Origin of the sequence: Saccharopolyspora sp. NPDC049357, from assembly GCF_040677225.1 — a bacterium.
Lineage (GTDB): Bacteria > Actinomycetota > Actinomycetes > Mycobacteriales > Pseudonocardiaceae > Saccharopolyspora.
The window spans coordinates 45,178-67,820 of the sequence record NZ_JBFAQJ010000033.1; the positions used below are offsets into that span (position 1 = coordinate 45,178).

Below are 22,643 nucleotides of genomic sequence, written 5' to 3' on the forward strand. Positions count from 1 at the left end.
TGGGTTTTCGTCATTGATCTAGGTCAGGTAGAGGAGGACGACGCCGATGTCCGCGGATGCGCAGACCCCGGCCGAACCGCGCCCGAAGGCGGAAGCGGTCGTGCTGGTGGGCGGTCGGGGGGTTCGGCTCCGGCCTTTGACCCTGTCCGCACCGAAGCCGATGTTGCCGACCGCCGGCGTGCCGTTCCTGCGCCACCTGCTGTCCCGGATCAGCGCGATCGGCATCGAGCACGTGGTCCTCGGCACCTCCTACAAGGCGGAGGTCTTCGAGGAGCACTTCGGTGACGGATCGGACCTCGGCCTGCACATCGAGTACGTGGTGGAGTCCGAACCGCTGGACACCGCGGGCGCCATCCGCAACGTCGCCGACCGCCTCACCGCCGACGACGTGCTGGTGTTCAACGGCGACATCCTCTCCGGCGTCGACCTCGCCGAGCTGCTCGACACCCACCGCGACGCGGCGGCCGACGTCACCCTGCACCTGGTGAAGGTCGACGATCCGCGCCGCTTCGGCTGCGTGCCCACCAACGCGGACGGGCGGGTCACCGACTTCCTGGAGAAGACCGAGAACCCGCCGGTCGACCAGATCAACGCGGGTTGCTACGTCTTCCGGAGAGAGGTGATCGAAAGCATCCCCACCGGCAGACCGGTGTCGGTCGAGCGCGAGACCTTCCCCGAGCTGCTCGCCTCCGGAGCCCGCGTGCAGGGCTACGTCGACGCGTCGTACTGGCTGGACATGGGAACCCCGGCCGCGTTCGTGCGCGGCAGCGCGGACCTCGTCCTGGGCAACGCCCCGTCCGACGCGCTGCCCGGCCCGACCGGGCCGGCGCTGGTGCTCGCCGGTGCGAGGGTCGCCGAAGACGCGGTCGTCGACGCGGGCAGCACCTTGGGGGAGAACTGCGAGATTGGTTCCCATGCCCACGTCAGCGCTTCGGTGCTCTTCGAGGGCGTGACGGTCGAGGCCGGCGCGGTCGTGGAGCGCTGCGTGGTGGGAGCCGGTGCTCGCATCGGTGCCGGGGCCGTGCTGCGCGACGTGGTGATCGGTGACGGCGCGACGATCGGTGCCGACTGCGAGCTGCTCGCCGGGATCCGGGTCTGGCCGGGCGTCGAGCTTCCGCCGAACGGAGTACGGTTCTCGGCGGATTGAACGATATGAACGAACCCCTCACCCGTGACTGGCACCACGACTACCCGCTGGACCTGGTCCGCGTCCTGTCGCCGCTGCGGCGCGGCAACGGTGATCCGACGACCCGCGTCGAGCCGGGCGAGCTGTGGTGGGCCAGCACCACCGCCGGCGGCCCCGCGACGCTGCGCCTGCGCCGTGCGAGCAAGGGAACCATTCGCGCATCCGCGTGGGGCCCGGGAGCCGAAGCGGTGCTGGAGGGCGTCCCGGACCTGCTCGGCGCCTCCGACGACGACAGCGGTTTCGCGCCCGCCCACGACGTCGTCACGCGAGGGGTGCGGGCGGCGTCGGGGATGCGGCTGTGCTCGTCGGGCCGGGTGTGGGACGTCCTCGTCGCCGCGATCCTGGAGCAGAAGGTCACCAACCGGGAGGCGTGGCGCTCGTGGCGGGAGCTGTGCCGCCGCTTCGGCCATCCCGCCCCCGGGCCGGTGGAGAAGCTGTGGACGGCGCCCGATCCGCGGCAGGTCCGCGAGATCCGGGACTGGGAGTGGCACCGCGCGGGCATCGACGGAGCCCGTCGCCGCACCCTGCTCGCCGCGGCCTCGTCGGCGCGCAGCCTGGAGAAGGCCGTGGTCCTCCGCGGTGAGGCGGGCCGGAACCTGCTGCAGAAGATCCCCGGCATCGGTCCCTGGACGGCGGCCGAGGTCGCGCAGCGCGCCTGGGGCGACCCCGACGCGGTGAGCGTCGGTGACTTCCACCTGCCCGCGATCGTCGGCACCGCCCTGGTCGGCCGCCCCCTCGACGACGAGGGGATGCTCAGCGCGCTCAGCCCCTACGAAGGCCACCGCCACAGAGCGGTCCGCTACCTCGCCGCGGCAGGGGTCAACCGCCCCCGCTACGCCCCGCGCTTCCCCGTGCGCGATTACCGGGCGTTCTGAGCCGCACCTTCTCGGCGCGACCTCCCTCCCGGAGGCTACGGAGAGTGATCGAATTCGCGTGGGTGGCGAATGCGAACATTCCGCCGGGCGAATTGGATCGTGAGACGTATTGCAACGCAATGCGTCGTTCTAATCTGGTCGTGCGTCAGAGAGCGCCGAACCTTCCGGCGTAAGAGAAGGTGAGTGACATGACGAAGCTGGACAAGCTCGCCGAGTACTGCGGAAGCCATGACATGTCGGAGATCATGGAGTCGGGGCACTGGGAGGACGAGCCCGCAGAGCCTGACCCGATGATCACCACGTCACTGCGCCTGCCGAAATCACTGCTGGATCAGGTTCGCGAACGAGCCGCAGCAGAGGACGTGAAGACGACGGCGTGGATCAGGAGGCTGATCGAGTCCGCACTGGTGCGCTCCGAGCCGAACGGCGTCGAAGCGCGGCTGCGGCGCCTGGAAGACGCCGTCTTCAACGAATCGGCCTGAGCCGCTCAGCCCCTACGAAGGCCACCGCCACAGAGCGGTCCGCCGCGGCAGGGGTCAACCGCCCCGCTACGCCCCGCGCTTCCCCGTGCGCGATTACCGGGCGTTCTAGCCATGACTGCATTATGACTCTATAATGAAGTCATGGCTGTTCTGACGATTCGCAACGTTCCCGAAGAGGTAAGAGAGTTGCTCACCCGGGCCGCAAAGCGGAGCGGTCAGTCCTTGCAGGCTTACCTGCTGGCTGTGCTGGAGCGTGAGGCGCGGTTCTCGCGCAATGCTGAACTGGCGGACATGGAGCCTGTGGGTGGCGGGTTGTTGAGCATGGACGAGATCGTTGATGCGGTCCGCGCTGCCCGTGGTGAGGCTCCAGGGGGCGATGGTCGGGCGGGTGTTGCGTGATCGTCGTCGACACTTCCACCTTGGTCTCGTTCTTCCTGGGAGCGAACCACAGTGGTCCCCAGGTCCGGAAACTCCTCGGGACGCACACCAGCTGGGCAGCGCCTCCGCATCAACCAGTTGAGATGCTCAGCGTGCTACGAGGGCTGGTCGCGGGCGGAAAGATTTCTGCGATGCACGCCGAAGACGTTCTCGGCAGGTGGGCGGCGACGTTCATCCAGGAACTCCCGTTCACCGCCGCGGTCAGAGGAAGGATCTGGGAACTCCGCCACAACCTTTCCTCCTACGACGCTGCGTACGTTGCCGTCGCGGAGCTGAACGAACTGCCCCTCGTCACGGGTGACAAGCGGCTGGCCGCTGCCCCGGGGATTCGATGCGAACTCCGGTTGGTGCAGTGAGTCGGCCTTGGCCTCGCAAGCGTTCGAAGGGGAGTCAGCCTGCCATCGCCGCGGTGAGCAGCGGGCCGAGATCGGTGTTCTCCGGCGGGGTCGCCAGGGGCCACCAGCGCAGGTCGAGGGATTCATCGCTGCGGGTGGGTTCGGCGCCGGCCGGGGCGCGGACCACGTAGCGGACGTCGAAGTGGCGCGTCGGCTTGCCGAGCGAGCATGTGATCGGGTGGACGTCGAGGTGCACCGGCTCCGGATCGACCACCAGGCCGGTCATCCCGGACTCCTCGGTGGCCTCGCGCAGCGCCGCACCGGCGAGGGTGTCGTCCTCCGGCTCGCAATGCCCGCCCAGCTGCAGCCACCGGCCCACGCGCGGGTGCAGGGTGAGCAGCACGTTGTCACCCGCCGAGTCCAGCAGCACCGCCGAGGCCGTGACGTGGCCCGGTTCGCAGGCGCGCAGGCAGGCGTCCTCCCGGGCGTCGAGCAGCGTGAGGAACGCCTGGCGCAGGGCTTCTTGCTGCGGGTCGACCGGGCGCCAGTCACCCAGCACCCGAGTCGTGTCCGCGTGCGGTCCGGTCACAGCTCCACCAATCCGTCGTCGAGGTCGCGCGGCGGTCGCGGGCCCTCGGCGGGCGTCGCCGGGTGGCCGACCGCGACCGCACCGAGAGGCTCCCAGGTGTCCGGCAGGTCCAGTGCCTTGCGGACCACGTCGGCGCAGAACATCGTCGACGAGACCCAGCACGAGCCGAGTTCCTCGGCGGCGAGCGACACCAGGAGTCCCTGCACCGCGGCACCGCCCGCGACGGTGAACATCTGCCGCTCGGCATCCGAGCGCGCCTCGTCCGGGTAGGTGTGCGCACCATCGCGCACCAGGAACGGCAGCACCACTTCCGGCGCCGCGTAGAGCAGGTTCCCGCGGTTGACGCGGCGCTGGGCGGCCTGCTCGGACAAGCCGTCGCCGCGCAGGTCCTCCAGCCACGCGGTGCGCATCGCGTCGAGCAGCTTGACCCGCAGCGGGCGATCGCGCAGCCACACGAACCGCACCGGGCGCGTGTGGTGCGGAGCGGGAGCGGTCAGCGCCGCGCCGACCGCGCGCCGCAGCGATTCCTCCTCCACCGGGGTGTCGGCGAACTCGCGCACCGAGCGGCGCACCAGCACCGCTTCCCGTCGTCCCCGCGCGATCGCCTCGGCCGTTCCCAGGTGGAACAGGTCCTCCTCGACCGGCCGGGCGAGGTCCCGCGCCGCCGAACCGTCGTCCACAGTGGTCAGTCCGCGCACCACGGCGACGGGGATGCCGCCGAGCTTGCCCTTGACCAGGTCCGCCGCACCGGCGATCTCATCGGCGATCGCGACCTCGGTGACGGCCAGCTCGTTGCCCTGCGCGTCCGTGCTGCCCGCGTAGCGGTGCAGCACGGCCAGCCCGGCGGAGCCGATGGCCGCGTCGGTCTGCCCGACCCGCCAGGCCCGGCCCATCGTGTCGGTCACCACCACGGCGACCCGCACGCCCAGCCGCGCGGCGATCCCGTCCCGCAACCGCCGTGCGGAGGCGTCCGGGTCCTCCGGGAGCAGCGCGATCTGGTCCTGCGCCACGTTCGAGGCATCCACGCCGGACGCGGCCTGCACGATGCCGAGCTTGTTCTGCGTGATCAGCGTCCGGCCCTTGCGGGCCAGCACCGACCGGGCTTCCGAGAGCACCAGCTCGCGCCGCAGCGCGTCGCGCTCCTCGGGATCGTCGGGCGCGGTGACCATCCGGCCTTCGACCTTCGACACGATCTTGCTGGTGACGACGAGGACGTCACCGTCGCTCAACCAGGGAGCGGTCGCCGAGATCGACGCCGCCAGATCGTCCCCCTCGACGAACTCCGGCAGCCCCGTCACCGCGAACAGCTGCAAGCCCCCGGTCGCCGCGTGATCCCTGGGTGTCATGCCTTCTCCGAAGCCAGGTCGAACGCCGCCCGCGCCATCGCCGCGGTGGCGTCCACATCGGACATCAGCAGCGGCACCGAGCGCACCTTCACACCGGGCACGTCGGCGGTGTCGTCGCTGTGCACCAGCCAGCCGTCCAGGATTCCCTCGGCATCGCCGCGCGCGCCGTAGTGGCGGCCGACGGCCTCCGCCGAGGTCTCCACGCCGATCGCGCTCAGGCAGGCGTCGGCCATCCCGCGCAGCGGCTTGCCGCCGATGATCGGCGACAGGCCCACCACGGCGGCCTCCGTCTCGCGCAGCGCGTTGCGGAAACCGGGCACCGCCAGCAGCGTTCCGATGCTCACCACCGGGTTCGACGGGGCCAGCAGCACCACGTCGGCCTGCGCGATCGCGTCCAGCACCTCGGGGGTCGGCTTGGCCTCGTCGGCGCCGACCGGCACGATCGCGCGCGCCTCCGGCTCCGAGCGGTAGCGCACCCACCACTCCTGGAAGTGCACCGCCCGGCTCTCGCCGGTGTCAGGGTCGTCGATCGCCACGTGGGTCTCGACCCTGTCGTCGGTGACCGGCAGCAGCCGGACCCCCGGGCGCCAGCGGTCGCACAGCGCCTCGGTCACCGCCGTCAGCGAGTAGCCCGCGCGCAGCATCCGGGACCGCACGAGGTGGGTGGCGATGTCGCGGTCGCCGAGGCCGAACCAGGTCGGTTCCGCGCCGTAGGCGGCGAGCTCCTCCTTGACCGACCAGGTCTCGTCGACCCGGCCCCAGCCCTTGGCGGTGTCGATGCCGTCGGCGAGCGTGTACATGCAGGTGTCGAGGTCGGGGCAGACCCGCAGCCCGTGCATCCACACGTCGTCGCCCACGTTGACCACCGCGGTGATCTCGTGTTCGGAACTCTCCGCCTCGCCGATGGCGGGCAGCCCGAGCGCCGCCTTGACTCCGAGCAGGAAACGGGCGCCACCGACGCCGCCGACCAGAACTACGACCTTCACACCACCGATCCTCGCACGCCCGTCCCCGGCGAGGTCTGTGAACCCGGACGCTCCCGGTCAGTGGACTCAGAGGCCGCCGAAGATGCTCCGGAAGAAGGTCTGCCCCAGCGAGGTCATCGCGGAGTCCCCGCCGACCAGGTCGAACACGAAGTAGGCGAGCTCGAAGAACCAGCTGCCCACCAGCGGAACACCGATCAGCAGCAGGAACAGCACCAGCGGAGCCCACGGCCGGGCCTTCTCGCCGAACCGCCGCGCCGGCGCGGACAGCCACGGCTCGATCGCGCCGTACCCGTCGAGGCCGGGAACCGGCAGGATGTTGAGCACGAAGGCGATCACCTGCAGGAAGGCCAGGTAGGACAGTCCGGCCGTCAGGCCGATCGGCATCGGGACCAAGGCGATGATCGTCGTCAGGATCAGACCCAGCACGAGGTTCGTCAATGGTCCCGCCAGCGAGACCATCGACTCGACCCTGCGACCCCGCAGAGCGCCGTGGTTGATCCACACCGCGCCGCCGGGGAGCGGGATGCCGCCGATGGCCACGAAGATCAACGGCAGGATGATGCTCAGCACTGGATCGGTGTAGCGGCGCGGGTCCAGCGTCAGGTAGCCCTTCGAGCGCACCGACCAGTCGCCACCGCGGTAGGCGGTGACCGCGTGCCCGAACTCGTGCAGGCACAGCGAAACCGCCCAGCCGCCCAGCACCAGCAGGATCACGCCGCTGGTCAGAGCGGTGGTGTCGGTGAACGTCGTCAGCACACCGCCGAGCGCGGTGACGGCGACGATGCCGAGGAACAGCGGGCTGACCCGCGCGACGGAGGTAGTCACGCTCCAAGTCTCCACGACTCGCCGTGCGCGTGTTGATCGGATTCGGACAGCGGTGATCGCGGAGGGGTGGTATTAATGATCTTGGCGCAGCGCGATGCGCCGTACGGACCACTGGCCCTGTGCTGAACGCGCGGGTCTGGTTGGGGCGGCCGGACCTGGGGATCCGCAGATCCGGATGTCCCCCTACGGATGGTCCCGGCTTGACCGCAAGGAGCTACACGGGTGTAATCACAGCAGTGTCATTCGCTGTTGAAACCGAACCCCTCGCCGCGGCGAGGTGGTCGTTTCGGCGGTTGGCCGGGAGCGGGAGAACCCGGCCGGACACGAGGTCGATCGGCACGTCGCCGGCAGTGAGAGGGCGGCGATGTGAGCGGTCGGCGACGGCATCGCCGTCGATGCGTTCCGGTCCCGTCCGCGGGACCGGAAACCTGCGAGCAGGAGTGCGTCCTGTTCCGGTCCTGGGGAGGACCGGCGGGATAACGGGGAGAAATCGGGGGAGTCATGTGGGAATCAGGAGATAGCCGTCTCGCGGAGCGCGGGGACGCCACCGCCACCGCCACGGTCGCGGAGTTCGACGCGCTCGCCGAGCTCTTCGAGATGGAAGAAGAGCAGGAGTGGCAGGAGCGCGCGCTGTGCGCGCAAACCGATCCAGAAGCGTTCTTCCCGGAGAAGGGCGGATCCACTCGTGAGGCCAAGCGCATCTGCGCAGGCTGCGAGGTCCGCTCCGAATGCCTGGAATACGCGCTGCAGCACGACGAGCGCTTCGGCATCTGGGGTGGCCTGTCGGAACGCGAGCGCCGCAAGCTCAAGCGCCGCGCGGTCTGATCGGCTGCTTTCCGCGCTCGTCCCGCAGCGGTGCGAGCTGCGAAGGTCGTCTTCACGCCCGTCGCGTCCGGTCCGCAACGGCACGAGAGGTCGTCACACCCAGTCCGCTGGACGTTCCGCGTGCATTACCGTTCGGGCCGTAGTGGTTCGGACGAGCGGGAGGACCAGCGCGGGTGGACGAGCCGTCGAAGTCGCGGTTGCAGGTCGTGAAGTCGTTGCGCCGCTTCGTCTTTGAGCGAAGCGACCAGACCGAGCAGCCGACGCCGTCACCACGCGAGGCCTCGGACGCCCCGACCACCGCGGAAACCCAGGAGCCGGTTCGCCGCTCACCGCGCGAGCGGGCGCTGTCGGCCCTGCGGTCGCCCGGAACCGCGATGACCGCCGCACTGGTCGTTTTCGCGCTCGTCAACGCGCTGATCACGAATCGGTTCGGCGGAACGCTGGCTGGCGGCCGGCTGTTGCCGACCGCTGATCTGGCCACCACCTGGAGCGACTACCTCAACGCGTGGCACGCCGTCGGCGGTGGCACCGGATCGCCCGCGTCGCCCTCGCTGGTCGTGCTGGCGCTGCTCGGCTCCGTCCTAGGTGGACCGTCGGTCGTGGTCGCCGCGCTGATGCTCTTCGGCGTCCCGCTGGCCGGGCTGAGCGCCTACCTCGCCACTCGCGCGATCGACGCCTCCCCGCTGCGCCGCGCCCTGGTCGCCGGTGCCTACGCGCTGCTGCCGGTGGCCGCGATCTCTGCCGGGCAGGGACGGCTCGACGTCGTCGTCGCGCACGTGCTGGTTCCGCCGCTGCTGGCCGGGATCGCCGCCGTCATCCGCCGTTCCGACGGCCAATGGCTCGGCACCGCCTGCCTCACCGCGTTCGGACTGGCCGTGCTCGGTGCCTTCGCGCCGGCCGTGCACCTGTCGCTGGTCGTGCTGGCGCTGCTCGCCCACGTGCTCGTTCCCGGCAACGGCCTGCGCGGACGCCGACGTGCCGCCGGGCTCGTCGCGCTCGTGCTGCTGTCGGTGGCCTGCCTGCTGCCGTGGCCGGGACAGCTGCTCAGCCACCCCGAGGTGCTGGTGCACGGGCTCGGCGCCCGCGTCGTCGAGCAGCCCGCGTCGGTGCTGCTGGCCACGCTCAGCCCGGACGGCTCCGCGGTGGGCGCGCTCGGCGTGCTGCTGGTGCTGACCGCGATCCTGGCGCTGGCGATCTGCTGGGACGCCCGGATGCTGGCCGGTGCCGGAGTCGCCCTGCTCGGCTGGCTGGCGGCCGTCGTCATCGGCACGGTGTCCACCGAATCGCTCATCGGCGGCGTCGCGAGCCCCGGCTGGACGGGCGGCCCGCTGGTGCTGGTCGCCGCCGGATGCGCCTGGATCGTGCTGATCGCGAAGATGCCCGCGCTGAGCTGGAAGATCACCGCGCCGGTGCTGGCGGCGGGTCTGCTCGCGCTCGGCGGTGCGTCGGCGATCGGCAGCGCTTCGGGCCCGCTGCAGGTCCACCAGGCCGTTCCCGCGACCGGCACCCGTCTGGTGCTCGACCCGGGACCACAACCCGCCCGGCTGATCACCGGCAGCGGTCCGCGCTTCGGCGACGACGACCTCGCCCCGGCAGGAACCGCCGCCGACTGGCTGCGCCGGATCGACGAGGACCTGCGGAGCGACGACAGCGCACGGGTCCGCCGAGCGCTGGCCGCGGTCGCCGCCCGCGGCGCCGACCACGTCGTCGTCCCGGCGAACTCGCGGGTCCCCGAACTCGCCCACGACATGGTCGTCGACGACGGCCGCCTCACCGGCCCGGCCCGCGAGCTGCGGCTGCTGCTGCCCGCGACGCCGGTGAAGCTCGTCGGCCCCGACCTGTCCAGGCAGGCCCAGACCGAGCCCGGCCCGGCCCCGGAAGCGCGCCCGCTGCCGGTGGGCGCCGAGCTGCCGTCGTTCACGGTGCGGATCTCCGAGGGCGGGACCGGGCGCGCGCTGGTGCTCGGCGCCGAGAACGAGCCCGGCTGGTACGCCACCGTCAACGGCAAGCGCGTCCCGCTGGCCACGGCGTGGGGTCATCAGGTCGCCGTGCCGCTGCCGCAGCAGGCCGCCGAGGTCCAGGTCGGCTACACCGAGCTCCCGCGCACCACGCTGCTGGTGGTGCAGGCGGCGGTGGTGCTGTTCACGGTGATCGCGGCGATCCCCGGGCGGCGACGCCGGGGCGTCACTGCCCCTCGATGACGTCCGGATCCAGTCCCAGGTAGGTCGCGACCTGCTCGACGAGGACGTCGTGCAGCAGGTCGGCCATGTCCGTGCCGTCGCGGGCGCGGGCTTCCAGCGGTCTGCGGTAGAGCACGATGCGGGCGCGCGTGGGCAGGCCGCGCTTGTCCACGCCGGCCGGGACGAGCCGGGCGAGCGGGACGTTGGCGTCGACGACCACGTCGTCGTCCCAGGTCACCTTCTCCGGAGCGGTGTTGTTGATCTCCGGTACCTCGTCGACGGCCACATCGAGCTGGGTCAGTTCGGCGTGCCAGCGCTGCTCGATGGGTTCCAGCGCCTCCAGCACCAGCGCGTCGAAGCGCTGCGAACGGCTGCGCGAGACCGGGACCGAGGAGGGGTACAGCGGTCCGCGCAGGCCACGGCCGCGCCGATCCCGCCGGTAGCGGGTTCGACGCCGAGATCCACGTGCGGTCACCACGGGCTGAGGGTACGCCCTCCGCAACCCGGGCCGGGACAACCGGCACCGGGATTTCCGGTGGTGATCGCGACCGCCTGTTCGCCGAAAGCAGACACCCCATCAACTCGGTGCGAGGCAGGGTGGAAACTGGTGTTCGGCGTGGCTCGTGAAAGAGATTCCGCGTGCCTGCGCCGCGAGGTGGACAGGAGGCGCTATCGTGCGTGGCGTGCGGAGCGTGAGGCGGTGCTCGCGGACCGGGTGTGTCAACCCGGCCGTCGCCACGCTCACTTATGCCTATGCGGACTCGACCGCGGTCGTCGGACCGCTGGCCACCTATGCCGAACCGCACAGCTACGACCTGTGCGAGGCGCACGCGCTGCGGCTCACCGTTCCCAACGGCTGGGAGGTCGTCCGGCACGAAGGCGAGTTCGCGCCACCCACCCCGTCAGATGACGACCTGACCGCGCTGGCCGAGGCCGTGCGCGAAGCGGGCAGACCGGACAGGCCGGTGGAATCGCAGGTCAGCGCCCCGGGAGCCGGTCGCCGCGCACACCTGCGGGCGCTGCCCGACCCCGTGGACGAGTGAACAGATCGTGACGAACAGCTCTGGTCAAACCGGATGCCGCCAACGACATGCCGATCGCCGGTAGGCTGCCAACCACGTTGGTTGGGAACCGGGGAGGGTGCAGCGTGCGGGACCTGTCGGGGATCGTCAAGGCTTACGACATCCGCGGAGTGGTCGGCGAAGGCATCGATGCCGACGTCGTGCGGGAGATCGGAGCGGCGTTCACCAGACTGGTCGGCGGACCGGCCGTGGTGATCGGTCATGACATGCGCGACTCCTCGCCCGGGTTGGCGCAGGCGTTCGCCGAAGGTGTCACCGGCCAGGGCGTCGACGTCATCAACATCGGGCTCGCCAGCACCGACATGCTCTACTTCGCCTCCGGCAAGCTGGAGCTGCCGGGCGCGATGTTCACCGCCAGCCACAATCCCGCCCAGTACAACGGCATCAAGCTCTGCCGCGCGGGCGCAGCGCCCGTCGGCCAGGACAGCGGCCTGTCCGAGATCCGCGAACTGGTCGGTCACGGCGTGCCGGAGTTCCTCGGCGCCAAGGGGTCGACCAGCGAGCGCGACATGGTCGCCGAGTACTCGGCCTACCTGCTCGACCTGGTGAAGCTGCGCGACATCCGCCCGCTCAAGATCGTCGTCGACGCCGGCAACGGCATGGGCGGGCACACCGTGCCCACCGTGTTCGCCGACCTGCCGGTCGACCTGGTGCCGATGTACTTCGAGCTCGACGGCTCCTTCCCGAATCACGAGGCCAACCCGCTGGACCCGGCCAACATCGTCGATTTGCAGGCCAAGGTCCGCGAGGTCGGAGCGGACGCCGGCCTGGCCTTCGACGGCGACGCCGACCGCTGCTTCGTGGTCGACGAGCGCGCCGAACCGGTCACCCCGAGCGCGATCACCGCGCTGGTCGCCGCCCGCGAGCTGGCCAAGGAGCCCGGCGGGACGATCATCCACAACCTGATCACCTCCAAGGTCGTGCCGGAGATCGTCTCCGAGCTCGGCGGCAAGCCGGTGCGCACCCGCGTCGGCCACTCGTTCATCAAGCAGACGATGGCCGAGACCGGGGCGATCTTCGGCGGCGAGCACTCCGCGCACTACTACTTCCGCGACTTCTGGCGCGCCGACTCCGGGATGCTGGCCGCGCTGCACGTGCTGGCCGCCCTCGGGGGCCAGGACGCGCCGCTGTCGGAACTCATGGCCGACTACTCCCGCTACGAGGCCAGCGGCGAGATCAACTCCACGGTCGACGACCAGCAGGCCCGCATGCGCGCCGTCGCCGACACCTTCGGTGACCGGAATGGCGCTTCTGTCGACGAGCTCGACGGGCTTACCGTGGAGCTGTCGGACGGATCGTGGTTCAACCTGCGCCCGTCCAACACCGAACCGCTGCTCCGGCTCAACGTCGAGGCAAGGGACACTGAGGCCATGGCCGCGCTGCGCGACGAGGTGCTCGCGGTCATCCGCGGATGAACCGGCGTCGACCCTGATGAGCGACACTCGCCGAAGCGCGCGAGTTTGGGAGGAAAACGTGGCCGTTGACCTGGAAGCGCAGTTGCTGGAGATCCTGGCCTGCCCGTGCGAGCAGCACGGCGCGCTGCGGCCCGGCTTGGCCGACGACGCGCAGGCCGACTACCTGACCTGCGCTTCCTGCGGCCGCGGTTTCCCGGTGCGGGACGGCATTCCGGTGCTGTTGCTGGAAGAAGCCGTCGGGGGCGGATCTCCCGGCGGCGCCGGGGAGGGGTGAAGCGCCGGTGCTGGACGACAGTCTGCTCGACGACCCGGCCAGGCTGGCCGACGTCGATTCCGGCGGCCTGCTGAGGCTGGCCGCGCTCTCCGGCGCGCAGGTGCGCGCCACCGCCGAAGTCGCGGCCGAAGCCGGCCTCGACGACCTGGTCGACGGCCGCCCGCGCGCGGTCGTGCTGCTGACCAGGCCCGGCGTGTCCACGAGCGTGGCGAACCTGCTGGTCGCGCTCACCGGCGCCCGCTGCCCGGTCCCGGTGGTGATCTCCGACGAGCTGCCGTCCTGGGTGGGGCCGCTGGACGTCGTGTTCGCCCACACGGACGACGTCGGTGACGTCGCGCTCGCCGAATCCGTGGCCACCGCCTGCCGCCGCACCGCCAGCGTCGTTCTCGCGGTGCCCTCCGAAGGTCCCGTCGCCGCTGCCGGCGCGGGCCGCGCGAAGATCCTGGTGCCGCGCGTGCCGGTGCCGCCCGCCCTCGCGTTCGCCTACGTCTTCGCCGCCGGGATCAGCACCTTCCGCGCCCTGGGCCTGCTGGACTTCGACACCGACGAGCTCGCCGAGGAGCTCGACCGGGAAGCCGAGCGCGCCCACCCCAATCACGAGTCAGTGAGCAACCCGGCCAAGTCGCTGGCGCTGCGGATGGCCGACCGCACCCCGCTGCTGTGGGGGCTGGGCCCCATCGCCGCCGCCGTGGCCGGTCACGGTGCGTTCGCGCTCGGCGCGCACGCGGGCGTTCCCGCCCACGTCGCCGAGTACCCGCACGCGGTCGTGCAGCGCGCGCTGCACAGCGCCGCCACTTCCGCCGGCTCCGAGGCCGACATCTTCGCGGATCCCGAAGACGAGCCAGGGGCGCAGCTGAGGGCATTCCTGATCAGCACGCGCCACAACGACCAGGGGGAGGTGTTCGAACGGTCCGCTGCACGGGACCTGCCCGGTGCCGACGTGGTCGTACCGGGGGACACGGTGCGCGCCGACCCGCTGCTGCGCGCGGCGGTCCTGGCCGCCCGGTTCGACCTGGCCGCCGTGTACCTGGGCCTGGCCGCGGGCACCCTCAGCGGTCCGGGCTGGCCGGCCCTGGCCATGAGCTGAGGCGAGCCGCACCGAGAACCCGGGATCTCCCCGATGCCGCACGCCCGCCCGGCGAGGTGTGCTTGGCCGGACGAGCAAGCGCGAGAACGAGGAAGCGAGAACGACTGTGGAGCTACTGCGAAACGCGGTGCGCCCCTACGCCTGGGGCTCGCGCACCGCTATTGCGGATCTGCTCGGTCGGCCCGTCCCCACCCCGCACCCGGAAGCCGAGCTGTGGATGGGCGCTCACCCCGGTGACCCGTCCCGGGTGCTGCGACCCGGCGGGGACGAGGTGTCGCTGCTGTCGCTGCTGGACTCCGAACCCGCGCACCACCTGGGCGACGAGTGCGTGCGCCGCTGGGGCGGCAGGCTGCCGTTCCTGATGAAGGTCCTCGCCGCCGACGAGCCGCTGAGCCTGCAGGCCCACCCCTCCGCCGAACAGGCCGCCGAGGGCTTCTCCCGGGAGGAGCGGGCCGGGATCGCGCGCAACGCGCCCAACCGCAACTACCCGGACCCGACGGCCAAGCCCGAGCTGATCTGCGCGCTCACCGAGTTCCACGCGCTCGCCGGGTTCCGCGAGGCGCAGCGCACCGTCCGGTTGCTCGACGCGCTGGACGTGCCCAGCCTGCGCGCGCACCGCGAGCTGCTGGCAGCGCAACCGGACGCCAGCGGTCTGCGCGCGCTGTTCACGACCTGGATCACGCTGCCCGAGCACTACCTGCGCGACGTGCTGCCGGAGCTGCTGGACGCCTGCGTCGCGCACGTCAAGGAGCGCGGCGAGTTCGCCCTGGAGTGCCGCACGGTGCTGGAGCTGGGCGAGGCGTACCCGCACGACGCGGGAGTTCTGGCGAGCCTGCTGCTGAACCGGATCGTGCTGCAGCCGGGCGAGGCGATCTTCCTGCCCGCGGGCAACCTGCACGCCTACCTGCACGGCACCGGCATCGAGATCCTCGCCAACTCGGACAACATCCTGCGCTGCGGCCTGACGCCCAAGCACGTGGACGTGCCGGAACTGCTGAAGGTCCTGGACTTCTCGTGCGGCGACATGCGGGTCCTCAAGGGCGAGTCGCTGGACGCCAACCTGACGGCCTACCGCACCCAGGCCGACGAGTTCGAGCTGTCCCGGTTGGACTGGACACCGGCCGAGTCCGGAATCGTCCACCTGGACTCGCCCGGTCCGCAGATACTGCTGTGCACCAAGGGAAGCGTCCGCCTGACCAGCGGTCACCCGGGCAACGGCTCGCTGCCGCGCGAGCTGGTCCTGCACCGCGGGCACTCGGTGTGGCTCGCCGCCAGCGACCCGGCGGTGGAAGTCCGCCCGGCCGAACTGGATCCGGACGGACAGGCCCAGGTCTTCCGAGCCGCGGCCGGGTCCTTCACGAGATCGATCTCGCACAACGGTTAGGTTCACTCCGCACCTGATAGAGCCGGTCAACCGGTAGATTCCTCCCGACATCGCAGCCGGATCGCCAGGAGGAGAACGTGTCAGCAGGGGGCGGGACCAAGGCCATCCTCGCCGCATTGGCCGCCAACGCGGGAATCGCGGTGGCCAAGTTCGGTGGATTCCTGTTCACCGGTTCGTCGTCGATGCTGGCGGAGTCGGTGCACTCGCTCGCCGACACCTCGAACCAGGGGCTGCTGCTGCTCGGTCAGAAGACCTCGCAGCGCAAGGCCTCCGAGGATCACCCGTTCGGCTACGGCCGGGACCGGTACTTCTACTCGTTCGTCGTCGCGTTGATGCTGTTCACCCTGGGCTCGGTGTTCGCGCTCTACGAGGGCATCCACAAGATCGAGCACCCGGAGCCGTTGGAGTCGGCGTGGGTCGCGGTGCTCATCCTGGTGATCGCGATCGGCCTGGAGACCTACAGCTTCCGGACCGCCATCAAGGAATCGCGCGCGATCAAGGGCGAGTTGAGCTGGTGGCAGTTCATCCGCCAGTCCAAGACCCCCGAGCTCCCGGTGGTGCTGCTGGAGGACCTCGGCGCGCTGGTCGGCCTGGTGCTGGCGCTCGGCGGCGTCGGGCTGACGGTGCTGACCGGCAACGCGATCTTCGACGGCATCGGCACCGTGTGCATCGGTGTGCTGCTCGGTGTGATCGCGGTGGTGCTGATCGTGGAGACCAAGAGCCTGCTCATCGGCGAGGGCGCGAGCCGCGCCGTGCTCGACGAGATCATCGGCCAGGTGGAGTCCGAGCGGGTGGAGCGCGTCATCCACATCCGCACCCAGTACCTCGGGCCCGACGAGCTGCTGATCGCCGCGAAGATCTGCTTCACCGAGTCGCTCTCGGTTGCGGAAGTGGCCGCCGAGATCGATGGTGCTGAAAAGCGGATCCGAGCGAACGTTCCGGCGGCTCGTCTGATCTACCTGGAACCGGATCTCGACCGTGGCCGAACGACCACGGCCTGACACAAGACATCGTCCTGTCATCACAACGGGTTAACGAAAACTATGGCGAACACTAGTCGGCCGTTACCTGGAGCGACACGAGCAGGTTAGGGTGCGTTCACCCCGCGACACTTGGGACTTGATGAGGAGGCGACAGTGCCAGGCACTGGGCTGTGGCGAACCAAGTCGGTAGAGCAATCCATTCTCGACACCGACGAGCCGGACACAAAACTACGCAAAAATCTGGGCACCTGGGACTTGATCGTCTTCGGCGTATCGGTCGTGATCGGTGCCGGCATCTTCACGCTCGCGGCACGTACGGCGGGTGACGTCTCCGGCCCTTCGGTGTCGCTGGCCTTCGTGCTCTCCGCGATCGCCTGCGGGCTCGCCGCGCTGTGCTACGCCGAGTTCGCCTCGACGGTGCCGGTCGCCGGCAGCGCCTACACGTACTCCTACGCGACCTTCGGCGAGTTCATCGCCTGGATCATCGGCTGGGACCTGATCCTGGAGTTCGCGGTCGCCGCCGCGGCCGTCTCCAAGGGCTGGTCGGTGTACCTCGAAGAGGTCCTGGAGCTCATCGGGCTCAGCGTGCCCACCTCGCTGCCGCTCGGGCCGCTCCAGTTCGACTGGGGCGCGCTGCTGCTGGTCGTCGTGCTGTCCACGCTGCTGGCGATCGGGACGAAGCTCTCCGCGCGGGTGTCGCTGGTCATCACCATCATCAAGGTGGCCGTCGTGCTGCTGGTGATCGTGGTCGGCCTCGCCTACATCAACGCCGACAACTACACGCCGTTCATCCCGCCGGGGCAGCAGGCCACTGAGGACAGCCCGGCGATCGAGCAGTCCCTGCTGTCGCTGATCCTCGGCGGCGAGACCAGCACCTACGGCATGTTCGGCCTGCTGGCCGGTGCCTCCCTGGTGTTCTTCGCGTTCATCGGTTTCGACATCGTCGCGACCACCGCGGAGGAGACCAAGAACCCCCAGAAGAACGCCCCGCGCGGCATCCTGGGAAGCCTCGCGATCGTCACGGTCCTCTACGTCGCGGTCGCGCTGGTCGTCACCGGCATGGTGCCCTACACCGACCTGGCGACCACTGAGGACGGCACCCGGTCCACCTTGGCCACCGCGTTCGCGCTGCACGGCGTGACCTGGGCGGCGGCGATCATCTCCGTCGGCGCGCTGGCCGGTCTGACCACGGTGGTCATGGTGCTGCTGCTGGGTCAGACCCGCGTGCTGTTCGCGATGTCTCGTGACGGTCTGATGCCGAAGAGCCTGGCCAAGACCTCCAGCGCCGGAACCCCGATGCGCGCGACGGTCCTGGTCGGTGTCGTGGTCGTCCTGGCGGCGGCCTTCTTCCCGGCGGACAAGCTGGAGGAGATGGTCAACGTCGGCACGCTGTTCGCGTTCATCCTGGTCTCGCTGGGTGTGATCGTGCTGCGGCGGACCCGTCCGGACCTGCCGCGCGGCTTCCGCGCCCCGCTGGTGCCGCTCGTGCCGATCCTGGCGATCCTGGCCTGCCTGTGGCTGATGCTGAACCTGACCGCCCTGACCTGGGTCCGGTTCCTGGTGTGGATGATCGCCGGTGTGGTGATCTACTTCCTCTACGGCCGGTCGCACTCGCGCCTGGGCAAGGAGGGCGACGTCGCCAACGGCGGCTCCGTCACCAGCTAGCCCGAGCAACACCCGACAGCGGCGCCGTCCTCCGGGATGGCGCCGCTGTTCGCGTTCCCGGCCCATCGGTCTCCGCGGCAGCGGGCGGTTGTGGTCCGAACTGTCCGGGCCAAACGGATGTGGATCATGGACGGACGGTTCGGACCGAAACCGCCGCCGGCCCAGGAACGCCGAAGCCGCGGTTCACCGCTGGAGCGGCCCTGGGTCCACGGTGGACGGGGCCACGCCTTCGGGCGTGGCGCCCGGGGTGTCAGCTGTCGGTGGAGCGGAGGGAGGCGCCGCGCTCCCAGGGGGCGATGCGGCCCCTGGGCTCGGTGATCTCCGGCAGCACCGAGGGTTCCGAGCGGGCCTCGGAGCTCTGCTGCGCGGGCAGCGCCGGGGCGTCCTCGGCGGGCTCCGCGGCCGGTTCCTCGTGCGACTGCTGCTCCGGCACCTCGGCCTCCGCCCCTCCCTTGCGGAACGGGATGACCGGCTTCGAGCGCTTGGTCCTGGCGGCCTCCGCCGTCTCACCCGGGGTGCGGCGGGGCAGGTCCTCGACCGGATCGGTGATCGACCCGCCGTCGTCGCCCTGCGGAGCCAGCGGCGCGCCGAACCCGTGCGGCTCCGGCGCGGACGGGATCTGCGGAGCCTCCGGCGTCGACAGCGGCAGCGCGGCACCGCGCACCGGCCGCTCCAGGCCCGCCGCCATCGCCACGGCGCGATCCCACTCCGGATCACCGCTGTAGTCGGAATGCCCCAGCACACCGGGAACCCAGCGGCGGCAGGAGAACGGGCCCCGCTGCGGGTCCGGCAACCAGTGATCGCCACCGAGCACCAGCGCACCGGTCGGCCCGCGCGTCGCCGCGGGCAAGGGACCTTCGGTGCCGTCGCCGCGAAGGCCGACGCCGATCAGCATCCCGTTGTAGACCTGCCGGTTCCAGGTGGTCACGGCCCCGCCCAGCGGGTCGGTACCGCGGCACAGCGACCGCCACCGGTCGCCCATCGACCCCGCAAGGTCCCGCAACGCCGAATGCGGCACCACACCCGGGAAAGCGCGCGGATACGCCCACTGCAACTGCGACCCGGCCGTCACCAGGCCGACCCGCTCGCGGTCCTGCTCCGGCAGCTTCTCCAGCAGCCGCGCGGCCGCGACGGCGGCCAGCAGGCTGCCCTGGCTGTGCCCGACCAGCACCACGCGCGTGTTCGGATCGGACAGGTGCTCGGCGGCTCGGTCGGCCAGCTCGGGGATCACCTTCAGCGCGTAGCACGGCGGCACCACCGGGTGCGCCTCGCGCGGCCAGAACAGCGCCAGGTCGCCCAGCACGCCCAGCACCCGCGCGGTGTCCCGCTTCGTCGCCGCCAGGAACACCGTGCGCAGCAACCCGACCGCCAGACCCGCCAGCGTCACCACGCCGATCGCGCTCAACCAGCCGACGCTGGCCATCCCGGCGAACCGGGCCGCCACGCTCGCCGCGGTGCTGACCGTCAACACCCCGGCGATCACCAGGAACAGCTGGTGCGAGTACCGGCGCTGCAGATCGGCGAACTTCCAGGCGCTCGCGGCCTTGCGCTGGTCCTCCTTGCGGCCGGCGTGCAGCAGCGCGACCTCGTCCGGGATCGGGTCGCCGTCCTCGCTGCGCCGGAACCGGCGGAACAGCAGCCACGGCAGCGCCAGCAGCAGCGACGCGGCCAGCAGCACCACGGCGCTGCCCCAGAAGAACGTCACGTCGTCGAACGCGGCGGGCAGCAGCAGCGGAGCAGCGCCCGGCGACCGCGGCACGCTCAGCGTCTCCCGGACGCTGAGCGCCAGGCCCGCGCCGAACCCGTTGCCGAGCATCGCCGCCAGCATCAGCACCGGCGCGCTCATCCAGCCGCCCGCCCACGGCCGCAGCTGCCTCGGCGAGGACTTCCACTCGGGCCGCGCCAGCAGCGACGCCGGGACCAGCAGCACGGCGACCGCAACGCAGGTCAGCACCAGCAGCGCGGTGATCGTGTCGATCGTCGAACCCGAACCGGGCAGCGGACCCCTCAGCTCACCCGGAAGCAGCGCGACGGAAGCGACCAGCACACCGCCGACCGACATCAGCACCTGCCGCGCCCGCCGCCCGAGCAGCACCCGGAAGACCTCGCTCGTCTCCCGCATCCCGGCCGGATCGTCCAGCCCGGCGGTGCCGACGACGGAGACGACCAGCAGCGCGGCGGCGACCAGCCAGCGCGGATCGAAACTCGGCGACAGCGGCCCGCCCAGCGCCACCAGCGCCACAGTGGACAGAGCGGCCGCCACGTGCAGCGCCCGCAGCGCCGGGGTGTCCGGATCGGACACCACGTTCTCGCCGGGCAGCATCGGCGCCAGCGCGGAGTGCTGCGGGCTGTCCTTCTTGGGCGCGGACACCCGCCAGGACACAGTGGACAGCCGGTGCATGAGCAGCACCACCAGCGCCACCGGCACCAGCAGCGCGGTCGAACGCAGCACGTCGACGCCGCGCAGCGCGTCCGGCACGAAACCCATGCACTGCGCGCCGGGTGCCAGGCACTGCGCCGCCACCAGGTCCAGGGTGATCACGGTCAGCTGCGCGACCAGCAGCATCGTCAGCAGCAGCGCGGACAGCCGCAGCAGCCCGCGCAACACCGAGCCCAGCATCCTGCTGAGCGGGTTCGCGGTCCGAGTCGGCGGAAGCATCCAGTGCGCCATGTTGGCCAGCGCGAACGGGAACAGCAGAGCCCAGGTCGCCTTCGCCAGACCACCCGAGGTCATCGCGCCCCACACGTAGCCCTCGACGATCCGGGGCACCGAGCGGTCGCCGGCGTTGAGCATCGGGCCCGGAACGGGTCGGCGCAGCCGGTCGGCCGGCCGCATGATGCGACCCACCCCGTCGCCGGCCACGTCCACCGACGCCACCGAATCGGTCAGCTCGTCGCCGGTGGTGCCGAGAATTCCGTGCACGCGCAGCTCAACGACGCGTGTGTCGGGCCCGGGTACTTGCACAGGGGTCCTCCCGAGCAGGTCGTGATCATCGAACGCCGAGGTGATTCTCCATCGTGGATGCAGACCTGGCGACCTCTACGATCACGATTGTGATCGTCCCGGCAGGGGATGTCATGGGTTCGAAGGTTTTGCCACCGCGCCGCCGACGAGGGAGGACGCCGCCCGGCACCCCGTCGGCACCGTTCCGCTACCGTTTCCGACGTGGGACGACTCATCGTCATCGAAGGGCTGGACGGCGCGGGCAAGCGCACCCTGGCCCGGGGGATCACGGCCGAGCTGAACGCGCGCGGGTGCAGCGTGGCGAGCGCGGCGTTCCCGCGCTACGCCGAGGACGTGCACGCCGAACTCGTCGCCGAGGCGCTGCGGGGTGAGCACGGCGACCTCGGAGCCTCCGTGCACGGCATGGCCGTCCTCTACGCCCTCGACCGCAGGGGAGCGGCCGACGCGCTGCGCGCCGACCTCGACTCCCACGACGTCGTCCTGCTCGACCGCTACGTCGCCTCCAACGCCGCCTACGCCGCCGCGCGGCTGCACCAGCACGCCGACGGCGAGGTCGTGTCCTGGATCCGCGACCTGGAGATCACCCGCTTCGGGCTGCCCGAGCCGGACCTGCAGATCCTGCTCCGGGTGCCGGCCGAGGTCGCCACCGGTCGCGCCGAGCACCGCGAGCGCACCGAATCCGACCGCCGCCGCGATCGCTTCGAATCCGACACCCCGCTCCAGCAGCGCTGCGCCGAGGTCTACGCCGAGCTCGCCGACGCCGACTGGTGGACCCCGTGGGTCGTCGTCGACGGCGCCAACGAGGTCGATTTCGCGGTGCTCGTCGACAAGCACGTCCTGGCCTGAAGGTTGAAGCTGACACCACACAAGAGCTGCTCCATTCGGTGGTACCGGTTGCGCTGAACCGGCGTCGAGTTCGCTACCTGCGACGACACCCGGCGGGTGGATGCACGGACTCCAAGTGACAAGTGCAACGATGTGGTGCATGAAGGCACGCGTGCTCGTGGTGGACGATGATCCGGCCCTGGCCGAAATGCTGACCATCGTGCTCCGGGGAGAGGGGTTCGAGACCGCCGTCGTCAGCGACGGCACCAAGGCGATGCCCGCCTTGCGCGAGCTCAAACCCGATCTGGTCCTGCTGGACCTGATGCTGCCCGGCATGAACGGCATCGACGTATGCAAGGCGATCCGGACCGAGTCCGTGGTGCCCATCGTCATGCTCACCGCCAAGAGCGACACGGTCGACGTGGTCCTCGGCCTGGAGTCCGGCGCCGACGACTACATAGTGAAGCCCTTCAAGCCGAAGGAGCTCGTCGCCCGGCTGCGCGCCCGGCTGCGCCGCACCGACGCCGAGCCGGCTGAGGTGCTCACCATCGGCGACGTGATCATCGACGTTCCCGGGCACGAGGTCACCCGCGACGGCCAGCCGATCGCGCTGACCCCGCTGGAGTTCGACCTGCTGGTGGCCCTGGCCCGCAAGCCGCGCCAGGTCTTCACCCGCGAGGTGCTGCTGGAGCAGGTGTGGGGCTACCGGCACGCGGCCGACACCCGCCTGGTCAACGTGCACGTCCAGCGACTCCGCTCCAAGGTCGAACGCGACCCGGAACGCCCAGAGGTAGTGCTCACGGTCCGAGGAGTCGGCTACAAAGCCGGCCCTCCGTGACGAGGGTCTGTTGAGGGTCTGTTTCAGTGGTTGCTTTGCTGGTCGGTGCCGGTAGCGG

At 70.8% G+C, this 22,643-nt stretch carries 22 protein-coding genes; 16 read left to right on the plus strand and 6 right to left on the minus strand.

All coding sequences use genetic code 11. The features are described 5' to 3' along the window. Positions 1–46: 46 nt before the first annotated feature. The 5 genes from AB0J91_RS24190 (at position 47) to AB0J91_RS24210 (ending at position 3,337) form a co-directional block, all read left to right on the plus strand. On the plus strand, positions 47–1,147 hold the full coding sequence (locus AB0J91_RS24190) for an NDP-sugar synthase (RefSeq protein ID WP_363872842.1): 1,101 nt from the start codon (positions 47–49) through the stop codon (positions 1,145–1,147). A gap of 5 nt (positions 1,148–1,152) precedes the next feature. Next, positions 1,153–2,061 carry a DNA-3-methyladenine glycosylase 2 family protein gene (locus AB0J91_RS24195; protein ID WP_363872845.1) on the plus strand — a complete coding sequence of 303 codons (909 nt, stop codon included), beginning with the start codon at positions 1,153–1,155 and terminating at the stop codon, positions 2,059–2,061. A gap of 188 nt (positions 2,062–2,249) precedes the next feature. Then, positions 2,250–2,543 carry a hypothetical protein gene (locus AB0J91_RS24200; RefSeq protein ID WP_363872848.1) on the plus strand — a complete coding sequence of 98 codons (294 nt, stop codon included), beginning with the start codon at positions 2,250–2,252 and terminating at the stop codon, positions 2,541–2,543. A 141-nt stretch (positions 2,544–2,684) separates the two neighbouring features. Next, positions 2,685–2,942: a hypothetical protein gene (locus tag AB0J91_RS24205; protein WP_132672468.1), complete on the plus strand. Its 258-nt coding sequence runs from the start codon at positions 2,685–2,687 to the stop codon at positions 2,940–2,942. After that, a complete protein-coding gene (locus AB0J91_RS24210; RefSeq protein WP_363872851.1) occupies positions 2,939–3,337 on the plus strand; it encodes a type II toxin-antitoxin system VapC family toxin in 399 nt (132 codons plus the stop codon). The genes AB0J91_RS24205 and AB0J91_RS24210 overlap by 4 nt, the downstream gene beginning before the upstream one ends. A gap of 34 nt (positions 3,338–3,371) precedes the next feature. On the opposite strand, the gene AB0J91_RS24215 is transcribed toward AB0J91_RS24210, so the two are convergent. The 4 genes from AB0J91_RS24215 to AB0J91_RS24230 form a co-directional block, all read right to left on the minus strand. Then, positions 3,372–3,875, minus strand: coding sequence for an NUDIX hydrolase (locus AB0J91_RS24215; RefSeq protein ID WP_363872905.1), 504 nt, complete (start codon positions 3,873–3,875; stop codon positions 3,372–3,374). A gap of 26 nt (positions 3,876–3,901) precedes the next feature. Beyond that, complete coding sequence (locus AB0J91_RS24220) at positions 3,902–5,251, minus strand: coenzyme F420-0:L-glutamate ligase (protein WP_363872854.1); 1,350 nt, start codon at positions 5,249–5,251, stop codon at positions 3,902–3,904. Continuing rightward, a complete protein-coding gene (cofD, locus tag AB0J91_RS24225; RefSeq protein ID WP_363872857.1) occupies positions 5,248–6,237 on the minus strand; it encodes a 2-phospho-L-lactate transferase in 990 nt (329 codons plus the stop codon). Before cofD ends, AB0J91_RS24220 begins: the two co-directional genes overlap by 4 nt. Positions 6,238–6,303: 66 nt before the next feature. Beyond that, the gene (locus tag AB0J91_RS24230; protein WP_363872860.1) at positions 6,304–7,062 is read right to left on the minus strand and encodes a site-2 protease family protein; all 759 of its coding nucleotides are present in this window, start codon (positions 7,060–7,062) and stop codon (positions 6,304–6,306) included. A gap of 597 nt (positions 7,063–7,659) precedes the next feature. Between AB0J91_RS24230 and AB0J91_RS24235 the strand changes: the two genes are divergently transcribed. Then, entirely contained in the window at positions 7,660–7,887 is a 228-nt protein-coding gene (locus AB0J91_RS24235; RefSeq protein WP_145744635.1) for a WhiB family transcriptional regulator, read from the plus strand. 173 nt (positions 7,888–8,060) lie between these two features. Next, positions 8,061–10,088 (plus strand): hypothetical protein, encoded by a 2,028-nt coding sequence (locus AB0J91_RS24240; RefSeq protein ID WP_363872863.1) that lies wholly within the window; start codon positions 8,061–8,063, stop codon positions 10,086–10,088. On the opposite strand, the gene AB0J91_RS24245 is transcribed toward AB0J91_RS24240, so the two are convergent. Next, complete coding sequence (locus tag AB0J91_RS24245; RefSeq protein ID WP_363789782.1) at positions 10,072–10,545, minus strand: metallopeptidase family protein; 474 nt, start codon at positions 10,543–10,545, stop codon at positions 10,072–10,074. The two genes, AB0J91_RS24240 and AB0J91_RS24245, sit on opposite strands and share 17 nt — an antisense overlap. Before the next feature lie 205 nt (positions 10,546–10,750). Here AB0J91_RS24245 and AB0J91_RS24250 point away from each other — a divergent pair, with 205 nt between their 5' ends. The 7 genes from AB0J91_RS24250 to AB0J91_RS24280 all read left to right on the plus strand — a co-directional run bounded on the left by AB0J91_RS24250 (position 10,751) and on the right by AB0J91_RS24280 (position 17,957). Beyond that, the gene (locus tag AB0J91_RS24250; protein ID WP_363789781.1) at positions 10,751–11,110 is read left to right on the plus strand and encodes a DUF3499 domain-containing protein; all 360 of its coding nucleotides are present in this window, start codon (positions 10,751–10,753) and stop codon (positions 11,108–11,110) included. Between the two features lie 104 nt (positions 11,111–11,214). Continuing rightward, positions 11,215–12,564, plus strand: a complete 1,350-nt coding sequence (locus AB0J91_RS24255; protein ID WP_363872866.1) for a phosphomannomutase/phosphoglucomutase — start codon at positions 11,215–11,217, stop codon at positions 12,562–12,564. Between the two features lie 58 nt (positions 12,565–12,622). Beyond that, positions 12,623–12,838 carry a Trm112 family protein gene (locus AB0J91_RS24260; RefSeq protein WP_165939659.1) on the plus strand — a complete coding sequence of 72 codons (216 nt, stop codon included), beginning with the start codon at positions 12,623–12,625 and terminating at the stop codon, positions 12,836–12,838. Positions 12,839–12,845: 7 nt separating this feature from the next. Further along, positions 12,846–13,925 (plus strand): SIS domain-containing protein, encoded by a 1,080-nt coding sequence (locus tag AB0J91_RS24265; RefSeq protein WP_363872869.1) that lies wholly within the window; start codon positions 12,846–12,848, stop codon positions 13,923–13,925. A gap of 106 nt (positions 13,926–14,031) precedes the next feature. Beyond that, complete coding sequence (manA, locus tag AB0J91_RS24270) at positions 14,032–15,309, plus strand: mannose-6-phosphate isomerase, class I (RefSeq protein ID WP_363789778.1); 1,278 nt, start codon at positions 14,032–14,034, stop codon at positions 15,307–15,309. Positions 15,310–15,386: 77 nt separating this feature from the next. Then, entirely contained in the window at positions 15,387–16,310 is a 924-nt protein-coding gene (locus tag AB0J91_RS24275) for a cation diffusion facilitator family transporter (RefSeq protein ID WP_363872872.1), read from the plus strand. Positions 16,311–16,445: 135 nt separating this feature from the next. Then, positions 16,446–17,957, plus strand: a complete 1,512-nt coding sequence (locus tag AB0J91_RS24280; protein WP_363872875.1) for an amino acid permease — start codon at positions 16,446–16,448, stop codon at positions 17,955–17,957. Between the two features lie 250 nt (positions 17,958–18,207). Here AB0J91_RS24280 and AB0J91_RS24285 read toward each other — a convergent pair whose 3' ends face one another. Next, positions 18,208–20,880 carry a hypothetical protein gene (locus AB0J91_RS24285; RefSeq protein ID WP_363872878.1) on the minus strand — a complete coding sequence of 891 codons (2,673 nt, stop codon included), beginning with the start codon at positions 20,878–20,880 and terminating at the stop codon, positions 18,208–18,210. A 243-nt stretch (positions 20,881–21,123) separates the two neighbouring features. Between AB0J91_RS24285 and AB0J91_RS24290 the strand changes: the two genes are divergently transcribed. Together AB0J91_RS24290 and mtrA are read left to right on the plus strand one after the other, a co-directional pair. After that, entirely contained in the window at positions 21,124–21,768 is a 645-nt protein-coding gene (locus AB0J91_RS24290; RefSeq protein ID WP_363872881.1) for a dTMP kinase, read from the plus strand. Between the two features lie 139 nt (positions 21,769–21,907). Then, entirely contained in the window at positions 21,908–22,585 is a 678-nt protein-coding gene (gene mtrA, locus AB0J91_RS24295) for an MtrAB system response regulator MtrA (RefSeq protein WP_132672453.1), read from the plus strand. Positions 22,586–22,643: the final 58 nt, after the last annotated feature.